This is a genomic window from Grimontia sp. SpTr1 (assembly GCF_947387585.1).
GTDB lineage: Bacteria > Pseudomonadota > Gammaproteobacteria > Enterobacterales > Vibrionaceae > Enterovibrio > Enterovibrio indicus.
Genome location: NZ_CANDOD010000019.1, coordinates 28,424 through 48,220 on the forward strand (window position 1 = coordinate 28,424; position 19,797 = coordinate 48,220).

At 50.4% G+C, this 19,797-nt stretch carries 18 protein-coding genes; 9 read left to right on the forward strand and 9 right to left on the reverse strand.

What is annotated here, in order from left to right; genetic code table 11:
* Positions 1–100: 100 nt before the first annotated feature.
* Positions 101–1,990, forward strand: coding sequence for an AsmA family protein (locus QL223_RS21470; RefSeq protein WP_281545929.1), 1,890 nt, complete (start codon positions 101–103; stop codon positions 1,988–1,990).
* A 13-nt stretch (positions 1,991–2,003) separates the two neighbouring features.
* On the opposite strand, the gene QL223_RS21475 is transcribed toward QL223_RS21470, so the two are convergent.
* From QL223_RS21475 to QL223_RS21485, 3 genes are read right to left on the reverse strand one after another with little or no spacing between them, the layout of a single operon-like run.
* On the reverse strand, positions 2,004–2,948 hold the full coding sequence (locus QL223_RS21475) for a bifunctional GNAT family N-acetyltransferase/hotdog fold thioesterase (protein ID WP_046305078.1): 945 nt from the start codon (positions 2,946–2,948) through the stop codon (positions 2,004–2,006).
* Between the two features lie 33 nt (positions 2,949–2,981).
* On the reverse strand, positions 2,982–3,416 hold the full coding sequence (dtd, locus tag QL223_RS21480; RefSeq protein WP_002539721.1) for a D-aminoacyl-tRNA deacylase: 435 nt from the start codon (positions 3,414–3,416) through the stop codon (positions 2,982–2,984).
* 21 nt (positions 3,417–3,437) lie between these two features.
* On the reverse strand, positions 3,438–4,331 hold the full coding sequence (locus QL223_RS21485; protein WP_002539719.1) for a virulence factor BrkB family protein: 894 nt from the start codon (positions 4,329–4,331) through the stop codon (positions 3,438–3,440).
* A gap of 42 nt (positions 4,332–4,373) precedes the next feature.
* Here QL223_RS21485 and QL223_RS21490 point away from each other — a divergent pair, with 42 nt between their 5' ends.
* Both QL223_RS21490 and QL223_RS21495 read left to right on the forward strand, forming a co-directional pair.
* Positions 4,374–5,009, forward strand: coding sequence for a DUF2959 domain-containing protein (locus QL223_RS21490; RefSeq protein ID WP_002539717.1), 636 nt, complete (start codon positions 4,374–4,376; stop codon positions 5,007–5,009).
* A 138-nt stretch (positions 5,010–5,147) separates the two neighbouring features.
* A complete protein-coding gene (locus QL223_RS21495) occupies positions 5,148–5,396 on the forward strand; it encodes a GlsB/YeaQ/YmgE family stress response membrane protein (RefSeq protein WP_002539716.1) in 249 nt (82 codons plus the stop codon).
* Positions 5,397–5,465: 69 nt separating this feature from the next.
* On the opposite strand, the gene typA is transcribed toward QL223_RS21495, so the two are convergent.
* Positions 5,466–7,295 (reverse strand): translational GTPase TypA, encoded by a 1,830-nt coding sequence (typA, locus tag QL223_RS21500; protein WP_046305085.1) that lies wholly within the window; start codon positions 7,293–7,295, stop codon positions 5,466–5,468.
* 623 nt (positions 7,296–7,918) lie between these two features.
* Between typA and glnA the strand changes: the two genes are divergently transcribed.
* The 5 genes from glnA (at position 7,919) to add (ending at position 13,743) form a co-directional block, all read left to right on the forward strand.
* The gene (gene glnA, locus QL223_RS21505) at positions 7,919–9,328 is read left to right on the forward strand and encodes a glutamate--ammonia ligase (protein WP_002539711.1); all 1,410 of its coding nucleotides are present in this window, start codon (positions 7,919–7,921) and stop codon (positions 9,326–9,328) included.
* Between the two features lie 121 nt (positions 9,329–9,449).
* Positions 9,450–10,013 carry a DUF4124 domain-containing protein gene (locus QL223_RS21510; RefSeq protein ID WP_039850157.1) on the forward strand — a complete coding sequence of 188 codons (564 nt, stop codon included), beginning with the start codon at positions 9,450–9,452 and terminating at the stop codon, positions 10,011–10,013.
* Between the two features lie 120 nt (positions 10,014–10,133).
* Positions 10,134–11,180, forward strand: coding sequence for a nitrogen regulation protein NR(II) (glnL, locus tag QL223_RS21515; RefSeq protein WP_002539708.1), 1,047 nt, complete (start codon positions 10,134–10,136; stop codon positions 11,178–11,180).
* A 9-nt stretch (positions 11,181–11,189) separates the two neighbouring features.
* On the forward strand, positions 11,190–12,596 hold the full coding sequence (gene glnG, locus QL223_RS21520) for a nitrogen regulation protein NR(I) (protein ID WP_002539706.1): 1,407 nt from the start codon (positions 11,190–11,192) through the stop codon (positions 12,594–12,596).
* A gap of 142 nt (positions 12,597–12,738) precedes the next feature.
* Positions 12,739–13,743, forward strand: coding sequence for an adenosine deaminase (gene add / locus QL223_RS21525; protein ID WP_281545930.1), 1,005 nt, complete (start codon positions 12,739–12,741; stop codon positions 13,741–13,743).
* Between the two features lie 352 nt (positions 13,744–14,095).
* Here add and hemN read toward each other — a convergent pair whose 3' ends face one another.
* The 5 genes from hemN to QL223_RS21550 form a co-directional block, all read right to left on the reverse strand.
* Complete coding sequence (hemN, locus tag QL223_RS21530) at positions 14,096–15,469, reverse strand: oxygen-independent coproporphyrinogen III oxidase (RefSeq protein WP_002539701.1); 1,374 nt, start codon at positions 15,467–15,469, stop codon at positions 14,096–14,098.
* Between the two features lie 135 nt (positions 15,470–15,604).
* Entirely contained in the window at positions 15,605–16,102 is a 498-nt protein-coding gene (locus QL223_RS21535; RefSeq protein WP_281545931.1) for a DUF2489 domain-containing protein, read from the reverse strand.
* A complete protein-coding gene (gene yihI, locus QL223_RS21540; RefSeq protein ID WP_002539698.1) occupies positions 16,103–16,648 on the reverse strand; it encodes a Der GTPase-activating protein YihI in 546 nt (181 codons plus the stop codon).
* Positions 16,645–17,292: a class I SAM-dependent methyltransferase gene (locus QL223_RS21545; RefSeq protein WP_002539697.1), complete on the reverse strand. Its 648-nt coding sequence runs from the start codon at positions 17,290–17,292 to the stop codon at positions 16,645–16,647. Before QL223_RS21545 ends, yihI begins: the two co-directional genes overlap by 4 nt.
* 675 nt (positions 17,293–17,967) lie before the next feature.
* Positions 17,968–18,585 carry a c-type cytochrome gene (locus QL223_RS21550; protein WP_002539694.1) on the reverse strand — a complete coding sequence of 206 codons (618 nt, stop codon included), beginning with the start codon at positions 18,583–18,585 and terminating at the stop codon, positions 17,968–17,970.
* Between the two features lie 149 nt (positions 18,586–18,734).
* On the opposite strand from QL223_RS21550, the gene yihA reads away from it, so the two are divergent.
* On the forward strand, positions 18,735–19,391 hold the full coding sequence (gene yihA / locus QL223_RS21555; protein ID WP_002539693.1) for a ribosome biogenesis GTP-binding protein YihA/YsxC: 657 nt from the start codon (positions 18,735–18,737) through the stop codon (positions 19,389–19,391).
* Positions 19,392–19,797 lie beyond the last annotated feature (406 nt).

Below are 19,797 nucleotides of genomic sequence, written 5' to 3' on the forward strand. Positions count from 1 at the left end.
ACTGCTTGAATAACGTTGATTTTTGCGCCAACCTCAACAGAATCGCGGCGTAACACGCTGCCCCTTTCGCATCTGATAACCATAGAGAGAACATCGCCAAATGCGTTTCCTCGCCAAGTTGTTTGCCTCGCTTGTCATTATCACCTTGGTCGCATTGGGTGCGCTTATCACCGTACTCAGCACGAATTACGGCCTGCCATTGGTGCAAAAAACCGTGGCAACTCTCACGCCTTATACCTTGCGTGCCACCTCGCTGGATTACGATCTGCTCTCGCCTTTTTCCTTCACACTGATTGAGCCAGAACTGGTTGAACAGGAAACAGAAAACACCCTTTACCGTGCAGGCTACGCTTCAGCAGCGCTGTCGCTTTGGGACTCCATTGATGGTTCGCTGGTATTGCAAAGCGCAGTGATCCGCAAAGCGACGATTGATTTGGCCGACAAAGCGGCACTTCCGGAATCACTGTCGATAAAGCATCTTGCGCTGGACGATGTCGCCTACCAAAGCAGTGCGTTTGCGTTTGACCATGCCGATATTCAAATCGCCAACTGGCAAAATACCGAAGAGAAATGGGGAAGCTGGCAGGGACAGTTCCAGTTCTCGGCACCCTCTCTTTCTATCGACGGTCAGACCCTGACCAACCTCTTGCTCGACAGTGAGCTGAATGAGGAAAAATGGGAAATTTGGGGCCTGTCGTTTAACAGCCAGTTTGGCAATATCACTGGCAGTGCCACCATTGAGGACCGCAAGGTCACACTCCACCAGCTTACATTGAGTGACGCACGTATTGAGCCTTCTGATAACCTTTCGAATCTCACTGCAATGTGGGCATCGCTGAGCGAAGATTACGACATTGCCATCAACCGCCTTGATTTGCTGGATGTCAGTGCATCTCTGGACACGCTTACCCTCGAGCACCTAAACCTCTCGGCGCAATCGGTCAACTTGCGGGGCGGCGAGTTGGTGTGGGCTACCAACGATGCTTCCTCCCTGCTTTCTTTCAATGCCAATTTGATTAACTACGATACGTGGCTCTTGACCGATGTACTGGCAGAGATGTCGCTTTCCCCTGCACGTATCGAGGTCGGTGCCTTTTCCTCCAAAGTAGATGACGAGGGGTATATCTCCTTTGCCGGTGACATGACACCAGCGTCACTTTCATTGCGCTCACTAGTGTTGAATGGACTCACCCTTGAGCTTGAAGACGGGTTGTCCCGGTCACTTTCGACGTACTGGAAGGGTTTTGACAATATTCGGTTGAACAACCTTACTGTGAGACACACGAACATCACTGTGCCAGATCCGGCTTTCCCACTGCAGGTGATGGGTCTCAACCTGAAAGGAAAAGATTTACTGCTAAGGCAAGCCAGTCACAACGGGATGTGGCTAGGTGAGCTAACGGGGAGTGCTAAAGCCGCCAGCATCAACCGTATTCCGGTTTCCTCTCCGTATCTGGCAATGCGTGTCGAAGATGGCGTATGGCGGCTTGACCCATTGAGCCTGACGTTTCAACAAGGCCAGCTGGCCGCTAAGGCCAATGCCGACCTAACCAACCCAAGTCGTCCTTGGCTGTTTGAAGGCACAGGGCTCAGTTTGCCAACCGCCATTTATTCGCGCTGGTTGGGTCTGAACCTGCCTCTTGAAGGTGAACATGATCTGTCAGTGCGAGTCTCTGCACTGGGTGGTGATAAGGACAGTCTGGCTTACAGCCTGACCGGAGATCTCAAAGCCACACCGCACCGTACCGTGATGCTCGCTAACCAAGGAGAATCCTTCGGTCAATCTTTGTTGATGTTGTTTGCGGATAAAAGCGGGGAAGCGGAGAAGGTGGCACTGCCAGTGAGTCTTGGCGAAGTGAAAATCGCTGCCGATCGCGGCCGGATTGGGCTGGCTCCGCTCAGTTTAGTGCAGGAAGGACAGCGCTCAACGTTGTCGGGACAATGGGATCTGGTGACGGGCAATGGCGGATTGTCCCATTCACGCCAGTAAACAAGTTGGAAAATCAGCCAAACAGTAATGTTTGGCTTTCAATGGTATCTGCTGCTTTTTCCTGCTCAGGAACCAGCATGTAAGTGCCTGTGAAGGTCCCCGCCACATCATCGCCACTGTAGAAAGTGACTTCCAGTTTCACCCGGGCTTTGCGGCCGTTTTCAAGGCGATCGAGATCCCCACTTAGCCCATCAAGAGATACCGCAGCGCGTGGACGTTCCAGAATCGGCCGACGGTATCGGATATGGCTGTCAGCCAGCACGATGCTTGCTGATAACTGACGCTCTTTCATCAGCAGCCATACCATCCCCCAACCAGCAAGGGTTGCCATGCTGAACACACTGCCTGCGAACATGGAGTCATGGGGGTTGAGGTTGGCATTGAGCAGCGCACAAATTTCAAAGCGGTAGCCGGTAAACTGATTGATGCGGATACCCATTTTGTCGCTGATGGGGATTTGCTGTTCCCAGCGCTGCTGAAGTTCGTGACACCATTCCGGGCGGCGCACTACATCGGACATCATATCGAGGGTTTTCAGCATCTGTTGGTGACGCACAGGGCCGCGCTCTTCACTCAGCTCACCCTGATTGACAAAACCGTTCTGGCTATAGAAACCAATGGCGTCTTCACGGGCGTTACAGACCAGTCGTTTCGCGCCTTCTTGGCGTGCCAGCGATTCCAGCGTCATCAGGATCAGTGCACCTAAGCCACGCTGTCGATATTGCGGAGCCACGGCCATGTAGCGAATTTGGCCGTCGTTGTCCGGTGTCAGGTAAAGACGGCCAATGGCGATCGGCTCACCTTTAGCGTCAACAATCATGCGGTGGTGAGAACCAACATCATAGGCGTCACGCTCAGAGCCTTCCGGCAGACGCCAAGGTTCACGAAGCATCTTCCAGCGAAAATGAAAATACGCTTGAAGCTCATCATCCTTGGTAGGGGTGATTAACCGAAACATCCTGTTTCTCTCCTCGTGAACCCAACTGGGTTATTAAACCTGCAGCCAGAAAGTCACCGGACCATCATTCACCAGGCTCACTTTCATATCGGCTGCAAACACACCATTTTCTGTTTTGACACCGCTTTCGCGACAATATTGCGAAAACAATTGATAAAGACGATCCGCTTCCGCCGGAGGCGCGCCGTTAAAACTGGGACGCATCCCTTTGTTAGTGAGAGCTGTCAGCGTGAACTGGGAAACCACCAGTACCTCTCCACCCGCCTGTTGCACGTTCAGGTTCATCTTGTCGTTTTCGTCACTGAACACGCGGTAACCCAACACCTTCTCATGCAGGCGATGCGCTTTCTTATCGTCATCGCCTTTTTCAACACCCAGCAGCACCAACAGCCCTTTGCCAATCGCACCGACGGTCTCGCCGTCAACCACCACACTGGCTTCGCTTACTCGCTGGATAAGCGCAATCATAGCAGCTCCTTTCTTATCGTCTTAATTATCAGTAAGTTGTTTTGGTTCTGAAGGAGTGGGAGTTTCCCACATCTGACGCTCGCCGAGCGAAGCGGTGATCTCAGCACCAATCAGCACGATACACCAGCTGAGATAGACCCAGACAAACAGCAAAGGGACCACAGCCAGCGCACCGTAAATCAGTTCATAGGACGGGAAATTGGTGGCATAGAAGGCAAAGCCTTTTTTGCTGAATTCAAATAGCAGAGCAGCGGATATAGCCCCGGCAGATGCATGTGCAAGACGCACCCGACAATTAGGTACCAGCGTATAGAGCCCCAAAAATGCCAGACCGGTGAGCAAAAACGGCAACCACTTCAGCAGGGTTGGCGCCCATATGTCTGCCCCATCAAGCTCAAGCAGGTTCAATGACCCCAGATAAGAGCTCACACCCAGACTGCTGCCCACCAACACAGGACCAAGGGTCAGCACCATCCAGTAAATAGAAAACGACACCACAGGCGCGCGCTTGTGCTTGATTCGCCAAATGTAGTTCAGGCTCTTGTCGATAGCGGAGATCAGCATCAAGGCCACCACAAACAGGAAGGCCACACCGACAGCAGTCATCTTACCTGCGTTAGCGACAAACTGGTTGAGGTATTGCTCCAACGCATCACCGGAGGCAGGGACAAAGTTATGCAGTACAAAAGTGCGGATCTGATCGCCGGCATCCGCAAAGCCTGGGATTAACGATAATGCTGACAGCACCACAGTGATGAGAGGTACCAGCGACAGCAAAGTGACATAAGCCATGTAACCGGCAGTCACTGTCAGGCGGTCATGAATAACACGTCGAATAAGATGCCTTGTGAAGGCGAACAGAATTTGCCCTACCTTGGGCAATGAATGCTTGAGTCGTTCCAATGCTTCAACCATAGTCTTTATTTAGAAAATTAATCATACACGAAGGAGTGTACCGTGCGCCTCATCTCCACCCTGCTTTTGTTTTTTACGCTGGCTGGCTGTCAGTCAGCTTACTACGCCACCATGGAAAAGGTTGGCGTGCATAAGCGTGACATCATGGCCGATCGCGTTGAGGCTGCTTCCGATGCACAGCAGGAAGCCAGCGAGCAGTTTACCAGTGCACTTGATGCACTCACCACTCTGACTAATTTTGATGGTGGAGAGTTACAAACAATGTACGACACCATCAACGATCAATATGAAGACAGCGAAGCTGCGGTGAAAAATGTGCGCGAGCGCATCGAAGCCGTAGAAGATGTGTCTGATGCCCTGTTTGATGAGTGGCGCGAAGAATTGTCACTCTATTCCAGTGCCACGCTTCGCCGTGACAGCGAACGTAAACTCAAGGAAACCGAACGCAGTTACGCACAAATGCTGTCTGCGATGAAAAAAGCAGAAAGCAAAATGGAGCCGGTTCTCGACACATTACGTGATAACACCCTTTACCTGAAGCACAACCTCAATGCCGCTGCGATTGGTGCTTTGAAGGGAGAGTTTGCTGGTTTAGAACATGAAATAAATCGTGCAATCAAAGACATGCAAGCCGCTATTGCAGAGTCAGAGCGCTTCCTGGCAACCCTAAAGAACTAAGGTTCATATCTCAAGGCGTCTCAATGATTTTCTCTATTTTGAAACAGACGGTGTGAGACAAACTGCCGTAATGTGTGCCCAGGCAATTTACTGCCTGCATTCAACGGTAGTACCGTTTCTCAACTTGGAGGAGAAAATATGAGCATTATTTCTTGGATCATTCTTGGCTTACTCGCAGGTATTCTCGCGAAGTGGATCATGCCAGGAAAAGACGGTGGCGGTTTCATCATCACTACCCTGCTGGGTATTGCGGGCGCCGTGGTGGGTGGCTGGGTCAGCACACTACTGGGCATTGGCACCACAACCGGTCTTAGCATTGGCGGCATCGTAATGGCAACAGTGGGCGCACTTATCCTGCTGTTTGTTTACAACAAGTTCGTCAAATAACGCAGAAAAAAAGCGATAGAGACAAAAAAGCCTCCCAACCGGGAGGCTTTTTTACGTTCCTAAGAAGGCTTACTTGCTGCCGCGGCTTGCGCGCTTACGGTCAGTTTCAGTCAGCAGTTTCTTACGGATACGGATGCTTTCTGGGGTGACTTCTACCAGTTCGTCGTCATCGATGAACTCCAGAGCCTGCTCCAGTGTGTACTTGATTGGTGAAGTCAGTACCTGTGCGTCATCAGTACCTGATGCACGTACGTTGGTCAACTGCTTACCTTTCAGGGCGTTAACAGTCAGGTCGTTGTCACGGCTGTGAATACCGATAACCATGCCTTCGTAAACTTCAACACCGTGACCGATAAACAGACGACCACGCTCCTGCAGGTTGAACAGGGCGTTAGTCAGGGCTTTACCCGCTGCGTTCGCAATCAGTACACCGTTGTTACGCTGGCCGATGTTACCGCCTTTGTGTGGACCGTAATGGTCGTAGGTGTGGTACATCAGACCTGAACCAGAAGTCAGGGTCATGAACTCAGTCTGGAAGCCAATCAAGCCACGAGATGGCATGATGAAGTCCATACGTACACGGCCTTTACCGTCTGGAGACATGTCTTTCAGCTCGCCTTTACGCAGGCCGATTTTCTCCATGATGCCGCCCTGGTGCTCTTCCTGAACGTCAATGGTCACGGTCTCAAACGGTTCCATCAGCTGGCCATCTTCTTCTTTCAGAATAACTTCTGGACGAGATACAGCAAGCTCGAAGCCTTCACGACGCATGTTTTCGATCAAGATAGACAGGTGCAGTTCACCGCGACCTGAAACGCGGAATTTATCCGGGTCTTCAGTTTCTTCAACGCGCAGTGCAACGTTGTGCACCAGTTCTTTCTGCAGACGCTCAAGGATGTTACGTGAAGTCACGAACTTACCTTCTTTACCTGCGAAAGGAGAGGTGTTTACCTGGAAAGTCATGGTCACAGTTGGTTCGTCAACAGACAGCGCTGGAAGCGCTTCAACCGCGTTCACGTCACAGATGGTGTCAGAGATTTTCAGCTCACCCAGACCTGTGATTGCGATGATGTCGCCTGCCGCTGCAGATGCAACGTCATGGCGCTCAAGGCCCAGGTAACCCAGTACAGTACCGACTTTACCGTTACGGGTCTTACCGTCAGCACCTACGATGGTCACTTGCTGGTTAGGTTTTACAGAACCACGGGTCACACGGCCAACACCGATAACGCCAACGTAAGAGCTGTAGTCCAGCTGAGAGATCTGCATTTGCAGAGAGCCTTCGGTATCAACTTCTGGTGCTGATACGTTATCAACGATAGCCTGGAACAGTGGTTCCATGTTCTCGCCGGTTTCGCCTTCTTCCAGTGTCGCCCAACCGTTCAATGCTGATGCGTAAACCACTTGGAAGTCCAGCTGCTCGTCAGTAGCACCCAGGTTATCGAACAGGTCAAATACCTGGTCCATTACCCAGTCAGGACGCGCGCCAGGACGGTCGATTTTGTTGATAACAACGATTGGCTTCAGACCGTGTGCGAACGCTTTTTGCGTTACGAAGCGAGTTTGTGGCATTGGGCCATCAACTGCGTCAACGATCAGAAGTACAGAGTCAACCATCGACATGATACGTTCCACTTCACCACCGAAGTCGGCGTGTCCTGGGGTATCTACGATGTTGATGCGGTAATCATTCCAGTTAATCGCGGTGTTCTTCGCCAGAATGGTAATGCCACGCTCTTTCTCGATGTCGTTCGAGTCCATGACGCGTTCTTCGTGCTCGCCACGGGTTTCCAGGGTGCCAGACTGCTGAAGCAGTTTGTCAACCAGGGTGGTTTTACCGTGGTCAACGTGCGCGATGATCGCGATGTTTCTTAGTTTATCTATCTGTAAAGTAGACATGGGTTCTCTTTCACTCAAAAAAGATGTGCCGCCAAAAGCTCCGGCTTTGCCGAAAGCGCTCACCGCCACTGATTAAAAATCCGGCCGTAATTTACCAGATTTTTATTGAAAACCCACGAAATATGTGACTTAGGATCAATTTATATTCGTTCTGCCTTGTTACCGACACAAAAAGCCCACTTTGGAAGTCTGTCTCCATCCCTTATCTAATACTGCCTGCGGACGAACAGTGCGCTACATATGGGCAACATTTTTCTTCCTTATGATGGGTCGACTACTTGCGTTTTTTATTGCACCACAATGGGCCGACTTTCGATCCACCTCACAGCTCCAACATTGTCTTATCCATCCCATTGTTCTGACGTTGACAACATCGCCGAACCGCTGCTGAATGAGTTGATTGGCACGCAACCCTTCCAGTTGCACCATCTTGGTGCGGACGCGCACCATAATTGATCGAAGTAACGCACTTTTTTAAGTCATTTTCGTGTAAAAGCGCGGAATGACTGGGATTTCAAACTTGGCACACTTTTAGCTTTAGTGGAGCCAGACCCATTTTTTGGTGGAACGCATAGAAGCAACTTCACCAAGTTAGAGAACAATGACACCGGAGGTTTATTCACATGTCAGTAGAAAACGTACTCGCCTTAATCCAAGAGCACGAAGTTAAGTTTGTTGACCTGCGCTTCACCGATACCAAAGGTAAAGAGCAACACATCTCAATCCCAGCACACCAGATCGACGCGGACTTCTTCGAAGAAGGTAAAATGTTCGACGGTTCATCTGTTGCAGGTTGGAAAGGCATTAACGAGTCAGACATGGTGATGATGCCTGACGCGTCTTCAGCAGTACTTGACCCATTCACGGAAGATGCAACGCTGAACGTACGTTGTGACATTCTTGAGCCAGCAACTATGCAAGGCTACGACCGTGACCCACGTTCTATCGCAAAACGCGCTGAAGACTACATGCGCTCTACCGGTATCGCAGACACTGTTCTGATCGGTCCTGAGCCAGAGTTCTTCCTGTTTGACGATGTGAAATTCGCGACTGACATGTCAGGTTCTTTCTTCAAGATTGACGACGTAGAAGCAGCATGGAACACAGGTTCTGATTTCGAAGGCGGTAACAAAGGTCACCGTCCTGGCGTTAAAGGCGGTTACTTCCCAGTAGCACCAGTTGATTCATCTCAAGACATCCGTTCAGCAATGTGTCTGGTAATGGAAGAGATGGGTCTGGTTGTTGAAGCACACCACCACGAAGTAGCAACTGCAGGTCAGAACGAAATCGCAACGCGTTTCAATACCCTGACCAGCAAAGCGGATGAAATCCAAATCTACAAGTACGTTGTTCACAACGTAGCGCACGCATTTGGTAAGACTGCGACCTTCATGCCTAAGCCACTGGTTGGCGATAACGGTTCAGGTATGCACGTTCACCAATCTCTGGCGAAAGACGGTCAAAACCTGTTCGCTGGCGACAAGTACGGCGGCCTGTCTGAAACTGCTCTGTACTACATCGGTGGTATCATCAAGCACGCTCGCGCAATCAACGCATTCGCGAACGCGTCTACCAACTCATACAAGCGTCTGGTTCCAGGCTTCGAAGCTCCTGTTATGCTGGCATACTCTGCACGTAACCGTTCTGCTTCTATCCGTATCCCAGTGGTACCAAGCCCGAAAGCACGTCGTATCGAAGTTCGCTTCGGCGATCCATCGGCTAACCCATACCTGGCGTTCGCAGCAATGCTGATGGCTGGTCTTGACGGTATTAAGAACAAGATCCACCCTGGCGATGCAATGGATAAAGACCTGTACGACCTGCCAGCAGAAGAAGCAGCAGAAATCCCAACTGTTGCTGAGTCTCTGCAGCAAGCTCTGCAAGCACTGAGCGACGACCGTGAGTTCCTGACTTCAGGCGGCGTATTCTCTGATGACTTCATCGATTCTTACATCGCGCTGAAATCTCAGGACGTTGAGAAGGTGAACATGACCACTCACCCACTGGAATTCGAACTGTACTACTCAGTGTAACTCAACGGGTTTCATACCAAATCAAAGGGCTCGCTCACAGGCGGGCCCTTTTTCTATTGTCTGGATTTCTCCCCCACGGAAAATAGGTTTGTTGGCATCCCGCCAGAAACTCAAGGAATTCATGATGCGCAAAATCGGTATGCTCCTTTTTGGTGCACTGTCTGTGTCCGCCAGTGCGGGTGAGTATTACCGCTGGGTTGATGAAAATGGCACTCTGCATTTCAGCGATTCGCCACCTTCCGCGAGTTTGGAGCTCGAGGTGGTGTTAGGTACGATTCCTCTACCTGCTCAGGGGCCATCCAATGTTGCTTCACCTGCCACGCCGGAAGCGCCGCCCATACCTGATGCCCCCGAAGCGCCGCCGCTGGCCAGCTCAATTTCCCTGCTCTCTCCGGGCGATGAAGCCACCATTCGCAGTAATGAAGGCAATATCACCCTCAATATTTCTACCGACCTGCCACTAGGGAAAAATCAATCTGTTCGCGCCGTGATTGATGGAAAGAAACAGCCCGCCTCAAAAGGTGCATCTTTAACCCTAAACAACGTTGATCGAGGCACCCACACCATAAAGGTGCAATTACTACAAGATGGCAAGGTAATTGCAGCATCCCATTCAGTTACTGTGTATCTGCATCGGGCAACCAAGAAGAAAGCACTGCCTCCGGGCAAGCCAACCCCCAGATAACACAGGCTGAGACGCTATTTGGCAGCGCTGCTGTAGAAAGCGGTTTTTCTTCGCTGCACAACAACGCACTATCGAGTAAACTGGATTGCACCATATTGGTGCAATCAAAAGGAAGGTAATGTGGCCACGCTGACCGAAACTGTTATGGATAACCTCATCACTGCGGTGTTGGTGCTTGATAATGATCTTGTTGTCACCTATGCCAACCCTGCAGCCGAGCAACTGCTCTGCCTGAGTGCACGTCGTTTACTAGAGCATCCCCTTCCCGAACTGTTGCAACACTGTTCAATCGACCTCAGCCTGGTCAAGGAAACGCTTTCTGGCGGTCAAGGGCTAACAGATAGCGATGTCACCATCGTTGTTGACGGCCACCAGCGCAAAGTCGAGCTGAGTGCCAGCCCTTTAATGTGGGCGCGCAGTCCTTCCATGCTGATAGAAATCAAAGCCATTGGTCACCAACAACAAATCAGTAAAGAGTTGCAGCAGCAGGCACAACAGCAGGCTGCCAAAGAGCTGGTGCGTGGCCTTGCCCATGAAATTAAAAACCCGCTCGGTGGCCTTCGTGGTGCGGCTCAGCTTTTAGAGAAAATGCTGCCCGACCCAAATCTTGCGGAATATACCCGCATCATCATTGAGCAGGCTGACCGCCTGCGCAATCTGGTCGACAGACTACTGGGGCCACAAAAGCCCGGTCACCGCCAGCAAGAAAACATCCACGTCATACTGGAGAAAGTTCGCCAGCTGGTTGAACTCAGTGCAGATAAAGTGGTGGTAGAGCGTGACTACGACCCCAGCCTGCCCGACATTGAGATGGATCCTGACCAGATGGAACAGGCCATTCTCAACGTGGTGAACAATGCAGCGCAAATTATGGGAGACAGCCCAAATGCTGAAATCATTCTCCGCACCCGTACTGAGCATCAAGTCGTGATTGGCGGGAAGCGCCACCGTTTGGCTGCACGTATCGATATTTCTGACAATGGTCCTGGCATTGCCCCTGAGCTCCAGGACACCTTGTTTTATCCCATGGTGTCAGGGCGCCCCGGAGGCACAGGGCTGGGACTTTCCATTACCCGAAACCTCATAGATCAGCATAAAGGCAAGATTTACGTTAATAGCTGGCCGGGACACACCACTTTCACCATTTTGTTACCCATTCGTCGCTAAGGGGAGAATATGAGCAAAGGACTAATCTGGGTCGTCGATGATGACAGCTCAATCCGCTGGGTACTGGAACGCACCCTGAGCGCAGCTGGGCTTGCTTGTGAAACTTTTGCCGACGCTGACAGCGTGCTGGATGCATTAAACCGGGAAGTCCCGGATGTACTTGTCTCTGATATCCGCATGCCGGGCACCGACGGCTTCACCCTGCTAAACCGTCTGCAATCTGAATACCCGACACTGCCAGTCATCATTATGACTGCTCACTCGGATCTGGATGCTGCAGTGAGCGCGTATCAGAAAGGGGCATTTGAATACCTGCCAAAGCCGTTTGATATTGATGAAGCTGTTGCGTTGGTTGAGCGCGCCGTCTCCCACAGTCAGGAGCAAAAACGCCAGCGCTCTCCCAAAGAAACCATGGAAGCCGCACCGGAGATTATCGGTGAAGCGCCGTCTATGCAGGAAGTTTTCCGCGCCATTGGTCGCCTTTCCCGTTCATCGATTTCCGTATTGATCAACGGTGAGTCCGGCACGGGTAAAGAGTTGGTTGCCCATGCTCTCCACCGCCATAGCCCACGCGCGTCAAACTCTTTTATCGCACTTAACATGGCGGCAATCCCTAAAGACTTGATTGAGTCGGAACTGTTTGGTCACGAGAAAGGCGCCTTTACCGGTGCCAACAATGTCCGACAGGGCCGCTTTGAGCAGGCTAATGGCGGCACCCTGTTTCTGGATGAAATCGGTGATATGCCGCTGGATATCCAAACCCGTCTGCTGCGCGTGCTGGCCGATGGCCAGTTCTATCGTGTCGGTGGCCATCAGGCCATCAATGTGGATGTCCGCATCATTGCAGCAACACACCAGAACCTTGAAAGATTGGTGGCCGAAGGCAGTTTCCGTGAAGACTTGTTCCACCGCCTGAACGTAATTCGTGTTCACCTGCCGCCGCTTCGTGAGCGTCGTCAGGATATCGGTCAGCTCGCCAAACACTTTCTCAAGCGAGCTTCTGATGAGCTCGATATCGAGGTTAAATCACTGCACCCGACCACACTGGATTTAATGTCAGGTCTTTCCTGGCCCGGTAACGTACGCCAGCTTGAAAACACCTGTCGCTGGCTGACAGTGATGGCGAGCGGTAAAGAAATTTTGCCCGAAGACTTGCCGCCAGAGCTGATGCAACCTGAATCAATGGAAAGTACCGGCGAAGGTGACAGCTGGCAGGCCGCGCTATCCCAATGGGCTCGTCTGTCGCTGGATAACGGTGATGACAACCTGCTACGTGAAGCCTTGCCTGAATTTGAACGTATCTTGCTGCGTGAAGCACTCAGCCACACCCGGGGGCACAAGCAGGAAGCAGCAAAACTGCTTGGTTGGGGACGTAACACCCTGACCCGTAAGCTCAAAGAACTTCAAATGCCATAAACCCAAAACAGTTCACCATTTAAACAAATTTGGTAAACAATCTTTTCAAAACCGCCTTTTTAGGCGGTTTCCTTTCCCAGCCCTACTGACGACCTTGTATTTAGTCCTTATACTTGCCAAAAGTTGATTTAAGGATATTCACATGATCGCAACCCACCTTCCTCTGGCGGATCTGCACCGTCACCTTGATGGCAATATTCGTATTAACACCATTCTGGAACTGGGTCAGAAGTTCGGCATGACGCTTCCTGCTGACACTATCGACACACTCCGCCCACACGTTCAGGTTATGTCTAACGAGCCGGATTTGGTTGGTTTCCTGTCCAAGCTGGATTGGGGTGTCGCTGTACTGGGCGATCTGGACGCGGTTCGCCGTGTTGCCTATGAAAACGTCGAAGATGCCCTAAATGCGCGCATTGACTATGCAGAGCTGCGCTTTTCGCCTTACTACATGGCGATGAAGCACCAACTTCCAGTGCAAGGTGTGGTGGAAGCGGTGATTGATGGCGTTCAGGCTGGTAGCCGTGACTTCGGCGTGAAAACCAACCTGATTGGTATCATGAGCCGTACTTTTGGTGTGGAAGCCTGCATGCAGGAGCTGGATGCGCTGTTGGCACTGAAAGAACACCTGGTTGCTATCGATTTGGCTGGTGACGAACTGGGACAGCCGGGTCACCAGTTCAACGATCACTTTGCCAAAGTCCGTAAAGCTAACCTGAATGTGACTGTGCACGCTGGCGAAGCAGCAGGGGCAGAAAGCATGTGGCAGGCAATCAATGAGTTGGGTGCAACCCGTATCGGCCATGGTGTGAAAGCCATCGAAGACCCATCTTTAATGGAGTTTCTGGCCAAAAACCGTATCGGCATTGAGTCTTGCCTGACCTCTAACGTGCAAACCAGCACCGTGGCTTCATTGGAAGCACACCCGGTGAAACAGTTCCTGGCACAAGGCATTCTGGCAACGTTGAACACCGATGACCCTGCTGTATCAGGTATCGAGTTGCCTTACGAATACGAAGTAGCCGCACCACAGGCCGGTCTGAGCCAAGCGCAAATCACTCAGCTTCAAGCGAACGGCATGGAAATCGCGTTCCTGTCTGATAGCGAAAAAGCGGAACTGAAAGCCAAAGCAGCATCCCGCGGCTAATCCGTTCACCTGAAAAATATCCTGAAAACACCGGCAAAAGCCGGTGTTTTTTTGTTCAAAACTCAAGTAGAATGCCGCCGAATTTTAAGCAATCAAGGTCAATGCAGAGCCTTTTCTTTGATAAGCCCCTTGGTTGAAAACCCATATTTACGCCGGATGAGAAGTATCATGTTCGACGCACTGTTTACCGCAAATGAAATTGTTGCTGCTGGCCCAGGTCAACTGGCAGCGGCAGCTCTGGCTGTGGTGCTGGCTATTTTCAGCATCGGCAGCGGCGTATAACGCCCCATCAACAGCCAACAAAAAAGCCGCAATCAGCGGCTTTTTTCGTTTCTTGTGGTGTGAGACAGCATTAAATCACGCGGGAAAACTGCTGCTGACGTGCTCTGTCACGCAAGTAAGTGTCAAAGCACATGCAGATGTTGCGAATCAGCAGGCGGCCTTTCAACGTCACTTTAATGGTATCTGCATCAATGCTCACCAGCTCATCATCGACAAAGCACTGCAGTAAATCCAAATCTTCCGCAAAGTAGGTATCGAAGGAAACATCAAACTCGCGTTCAATCGCACGCTTGTCCAGTGTGAAGTTGCAGATCAGCGATTTGATGACTTCGCGGCGAAGCAAATCATCGCCATCCAGCATTACGCCTTTCCACAGCGCATGGCGTTGCTCGTCGACCTGACCGTAGTATTTCTTCAGCTCTTTCTGGTTCTGTGCATAGCAATCACCAATCATGGAAATCGCTGACACCCCCAACCCCAGCAGATCGCAATCGCCTTGGGTGGTGTAACCCTGGAAGTTTCTGTGGAGGATGCCTTCACGCTGCGCTACCGCCAGTTCATCATCCGGCAAGGCAAAGTGGTCCATACCGATAAACTGGTAGCCTGCGCCAGTCAGGGTGTTAATGGTTTGCTCCAACATCGCCAGTTTTTCCTGTGGCGATGGCAAATCGTCTTCTTTGATTTTTCGCTGCGCCGCGAACAGTTGTGGCAGGTGCGCATAGTTGAAAACAGACAAACGGCCCGGCTGCATGGTCAGCACCTGCTCTAATGTCTTAGCAAAGGTTGCACTATCTTGGTGCGGAAGGCCATAAATCAGATCCAGGTTGGTCGAGCGAAAACCCAATTCTTTGGCACGCACCACCATGGCTTTGATGAAGTCTTCATCCTGCTCACGGTTCACCGCTTTCTGAACTGTCTTATCGAAATCCTGCACGCCGATACTTAGACGGTTGAAGCCTTCACTACGCAGGTGATCCAACATGTCGAGTTCAATTTCACGCGGATCCACTTCGATACTGATTTCCGCATCGGCATTGAGACGGAATTCTTCACGCAGCAGGGACATCAGGCGGGAAATCTGCTCTTTGGTCAGGAAGGTTGGCGTACCGCCGCCCCAGTGCAGTTGAGTCACGTTGCGGTCGCGAAGCAGGTATGCACGTTGACGGATTTCCAGTTCCAGCGCATCAAGATACTGATCCGCTTTGTGTGCATGACGGGTGATCACCTTGTTACAGCCACAGTAGTAGCAAAGGGTGTGGCAAAACGGGATGTGCACATACAGAGACAGATTACGATCTGGGTATTGGGTGCATGCCATATCAAACTCAGCCGCCGTGAAAACCTCATGGAATTCCAGTGCGGTTGGGTAAGAGGTGTAACGCGGCCCTGAGTAGTTATACTTCTCGATCAGTGCCTGATCCCAGATAATTTGCTGCTTAGACATGTATGTTCCCGCCAAAATGAACAACCGGAAAGTGTAAGTTGGCTAATTCTGCCACACTCTCCGGCTGCTAAGAATTGTTCCCGCACAAGGAACGGGAAAATTGTTGGTCAGATCGTACCTTTTATGGCTGAGTTGTTAACTCGCTAAGGTACGCACCGGCGTCATTTTTGCGCCAGTAAATGCGAGGATTTCCTCAAGCTCTGTATGAATGGCCTGCTGAAGACGGGCTTCCGCCTTCATACGCTCCATGTCGTGGCGCATGCGTTCACGCTTTTCGATCTTCTTACGCGCATCGCCGCGTGGCATGTCTTTCACCACATCATACAATTCGTAAAGTGCGGGGAAGCGCTCAGGGAATTCTACGCGCTTCTCTCCCTGCAGGTGGTCCATGATCATGTAAAGACGGATAGCCGCTTCTGACAGGTCGCACTGCTCTTGCAGTGTCGCCATGGCAATCACATCTACACTCTCAATGATTTTCTCGTTACGTTGCTTGATAGCGGCGTTCATCGCCTTTTCCTGCATTTTGGTTTGATGGCGAAGTTTCGACAGCAACCAGCCTGCATACACAGCCAAACCGAGAATGATGGCACCACCGAGTACCACAACACCTATAGGAAGAGTTTCCAACACTTACTCCTGGTCAAATTTGAAGTTTTCAAACTCCGCCAGCAAATCGTCGTCATCGCGGCGTTTGTTTTTCTTCGGTGCTTCTTCCACTTCAGGCTCGTCCTCTTCGAACAGACCCAATTGCTTCATTAGCACCTCAATGCGATCCAGCTTCTCATCAACGTATTGCTGAAGGCCTGCGCCCAAACTGTCACCTTTTTCAATACGGTCGAGAAGCACATTTAGTTGCGCATCATTTTCCAACATTTCCAATTCCTGCTCAGCGCTCAGGCGACGGGCCTTCTTCGCTTCTGCAGATTTTGGATGTGGTTTGGCTTCTACCACCAACTGGATAGGCTTTTTGCTGCCCAGACGCGGGTCGCGTTGTGCCTGCGCCTGACGCTGTTGCGCGGTTTTACCTTCCGAGTGGCGTGAGCCAGACTTCAGACCTTTGCGCTTGCTCTTACGCTTGCGTGCCAGCGCAGCAATGTCTTCTTTGGTCAGCGACTTCTCGCTGTATTGCGCAGGACCTTCAGAGCCAACTTTGCGGGCTTTTTTCTTGCGGGTCATTCGTTTTTCTTCCTCAGTAAAATTACGTCGTTACCAACAAAGTCCACGTCAAGACCATCACGCTCGGCCAAAAAGCGGAACGTTTCGCGACTGAAAAAACTCACGTGGGTTGGGTCATTTTTGTAATGCCAGCTTTTGAAAGCTGGAGCATCAATAACGAGCTTGGTCATAATGGCTAACCAGCCTCCCGGCTTGACCAAGTTCAGCAATTGTCTCCATTCCCTGTGAGGCATATAAAAGTGTTCAATGGCTTCTGTACAGGTCACGAAATCATACGTAGCGTCCAACGCACTGAGGTTGGGCGCAAAATACGGATCGTACACGGCCATTTGGTGTCCGGCTTCTTCAAGCATGGCGGCTAAAGCCGGACCGGGACCACATCCAAAGTCTAAGCCTTGCTTGGCGCCCTCACCCATTTTTTCCATAAGCGGTGTCGCGAGACGGCTTAGGAAACGTCGATAGCCTTCATCTTCCACGACATTTTCATGTTTGTCGTAGACGGCTTTTTCTTCCTCCGGTGATAACAGGCACTCAGGGTCTGCAAAGACCAGATAGCATTCCTGACAACGGAAGTAACGGCGACGTCTATCCTGCTCGAAATCGGCTATATCAGCAGATCTACATAGAGGGCATTCAAGGGACATGGGGATTTCTACACCAAATTGAATGGCGGGAAATGTAGCAGAAAGTTGAATAAGAAAAAAGCGACAGGCAAAGCCTGTCGCTCTATAGCGTTCTAATGAACGGATTTACCGTTTTCATCCCTAACAGTAACACCACATCCCGGTGAATAAGGGTCCTTCTAAGCGCGGGCGTCCTGCCATTTTTATTTGAGTTATTACTCGCAACGTCCTGTCGTCATCACCATCCTGGTGTGTGTCCTAACCTTTCGTCCTGAAGGTGGTCCATGCTGAGTGTGAATCCTTCACACTTTTGAATGCCGTCCTGACAACATAACGTCCTGGTTTCTGAGGCTTTCCTAAGCCAAAGTCCTTTTGAATCCTTGCGCAGCCCTGCGAAATCGTCCTGATTGTCCTTTCCGTGTCGTGCTCCTGTCGACATGAATAAGTTTACGCTTTCGCACTTTTCAAAACAGGCGGTAACTCACAATTCAAACCATTACCAAATGCACTTAAAAAGTATCTTTCTGAAATATAGAAGAAAAAAATAAAAACCAGCAAATATTTAAGCACCTTTCTCTATAAAGAATGGTCAATCGCTTACAAGATCATGGGAAATAATAGAAACCCAAACGAAAAAAGGCAGCGAACGCTGCCTTTTTGACGTCTTTTTGCGCAATCTGACTATTGCACAGTCTGTTAGTGCAGACCGCCTACATAGTTCGAGATAGCTTCGATTTCTTTATCTGACAGCTTCTGCGCCACAATGCGCATCATGCCGTTAAGGTCGTTGTTGCGCTGACCGTCACGGAATGCCATCAGCTGGGCTTTCATGTAATCGGCGTTTTGACCGGAAATTTTCGGGAAGCCTGACAGTGCGGTGCCGTTACCTCGAGGGCCGTGACACGCAATACAAGCTGCAATACCACGCTCTTGGTCACCAGCCATGTACAGCTCTCTACCAATTTCGATAGAAGATTCCGGAGTCGTACCCGGTTTCGCTGTTTGTGATGCGTAGTATGCCGCCAAATCTGCCATGTCTTGCTCAGACAGTGCAGCCACCATGCCGGCCATCACGGCATTGTTACGACCTTGCTCTCCGCCAGTCGTCATACCCAGCTTGAACTCTTTGAGCTGCTTAAGAAGGTATTTTTCGTGCTGACCTGCAAGGCTAGGGTTGGCGGGAATGACGCTGTTACCGTCTGCACCGTGACAAGCGGCACAAGTGGCTGATTTTGCTTTACCTGCTTCTGCATCGCCTTGTGCAAAGGCAGTAAAGCTCGCGAATAAAGTGAGTAGTAGCGCTAATCTCTTCATGACATTCCATTTATAATTATCAAGCTTCCAATACCACGATGCCCACGCCATCATGATACAATCATCGAGCAAAAACCGAGCACGGTCATTTTACACAATTTCACATAAAAGTAATCAGTCGACTACATAAAGTCGAGACGGAGTTAACAGTGAATCCTTCACTCAACTATCGAAACACCCACTTTATTACCAGTGCACCAGATATCAGGGCTTTACCTCATGATACTGGCATCGAGATCGCATTCGCAGGTCGTTCCAATGCTGGTAAATCTAGCTCAATAAACAGGCTTTGTGATCAAAAAAGCTTGGTGAAAACCAGTAAAACGCCGGGTCGCACACAATTAATCAACCTGTTTAAAGTGGATGAGGGATGCCACATTGTTGACTTGCCGGGTTACGGCTACGCGCAAGTGCCGCTGGAAATGAAGCTAAAATGGCAGAAATCTCTGGGCGAATACCTGCAAAAGCGTAACCAGCTTAAAGGCCTCGTCGTGCTGATGGATATCCGCCACCCACTGAAAGAGCTGGATCAGGATTTGATTTTCTGGGCGGTAGACAGCAACTTGCCGGTGCTCGCACTGCTAACCAAGTGTGACAAGCTGAAAAGCGGTGCGCGCAAAGCAGAGCTTTTAAAAGTGCGTGAAGCAGCCAAAGATTTTGGCGGTGATGTAGAAGTCGAGCTTTACTCATCATTAAAGGGTATTGGTGTCGATAAACTGCGTAAAAAGCTGGATGGTTGGTACGCACCGGCACTCGAAATCCCACAAGAATCTGATCAGCAAGATACTGAAAACGACGAGGCTTAATCTGTCAGGACGCTGAAAATAAAGACCCCACCATATAGGTGGGGTAACGGGAGAGAAATAGGAGGTTTTTTTTTAGTCGTTATAAAGCTAGTGTCAGTGATTTTCCCCAACCCCGCAAGTTACACCCGCCTAAACACCTGTCATATTTGCCTCAAAGATCAGGCACCTGTTCTGTTAAAAATTCCAACACATTGATTGTTAATCGCTTTATTTTTATTTCTCAAACTTATTTTTTGATATGAAATATCATGAAAATCGTATAAGTAACGATCTCTTTCATTCTGGAAGTGAGTTACAGATTTGATTGAATAAAAAAAGACCGAATCGATCACTCAATTCGGTCAGAAATAACGTGTGAGTTGCCTGTCGTAAGTTGGATTGCAGACAACCCTGACACATCAAGAAC

What these genes read in the sequence shown, in the direction of transcription:
- dtd (WP_002539721.1), bottom strand. Translation starts at nt 3,416, where the DNA reads ATGATTGCGCTTATCCAGCGAGTAAGCGAAGCCAGTGTGGTGGTTGAC.
- QL223_RS21550 (WP_002539694.1), bottom strand. Translation starts at nt 18,585, where the DNA reads ATGAAGAGATTAGCGCTACTACTCACTTTATTCGCGAGCTTTACTGCC.
- typA (WP_046305085.1), bottom strand. Translation starts at nt 7,295, where the DNA reads ATGTCTACTTTACAGATAGATAAACTAAGAAACATCGCGATCATCGCG.
- add (WP_281545930.1), top strand. Translation starts at nt 12,739, where the DNA reads ATGATCGCAACCCACCTTCCTCTGGCGGATCTGCACCGTCACCTTGAT.
- glnA (WP_002539711.1), top strand. Translation starts at nt 7,919, where the DNA reads ATGTCAGTAGAAAACGTACTCGCCTTAATCCAAGAGCACGAAGTTAAG.
- QL223_RS21485 (WP_002539719.1), bottom strand. Translation starts at nt 4,331, where the DNA reads ATGGTTGAAGCATTGGAACGACTCAAGCATTCATTGCCCAAGGTAGGG.
- QL223_RS21545 (WP_002539697.1), bottom strand. Translation starts at nt 17,292, where the DNA reads ATGTCCCTTGAATGCCCTCTATGTAGATCTGCTGATATAGCCGATTTC.
- glnG (WP_002539706.1), top strand. Translation starts at nt 11,190, where the DNA reads ATGAGCAAAGGACTAATCTGGGTCGTCGATGATGACAGCTCAATCCGC.
- hemN (WP_002539701.1), bottom strand. Translation starts at nt 15,469, where the DNA reads ATGTCTAAGCAGCAAATTATCTGGGATCAGGCACTGATCGAGAAGTAT.
- QL223_RS21475 (WP_046305078.1), bottom strand. Translation starts at nt 2,948, where the DNA reads ATGTTTCGGTTAATCACCCCTACCAAGGATGATGAGCTTCAAGCGTAT.
- yihI (WP_002539698.1), bottom strand. Translation starts at nt 16,648, where the DNA reads ATGACCCGCAAGAAAAAAGCCCGCAAAGTTGGCTCTGAAGGTCCTGCG.
- QL223_RS21470 (WP_281545929.1), top strand. Translation starts at nt 101, where the DNA reads ATGCGTTTCCTCGCCAAGTTGTTTGCCTCGCTTGTCATTATCACCTTG.
- QL223_RS21495 (WP_002539716.1), top strand. Translation starts at nt 5,148, where the DNA reads ATGAGCATTATTTCTTGGATCATTCTTGGCTTACTCGCAGGTATTCTC.
- QL223_RS21510 (WP_039850157.1), top strand. Translation starts at nt 9,450, where the DNA reads ATGATGCGCAAAATCGGTATGCTCCTTTTTGGTGCACTGTCTGTGTCC.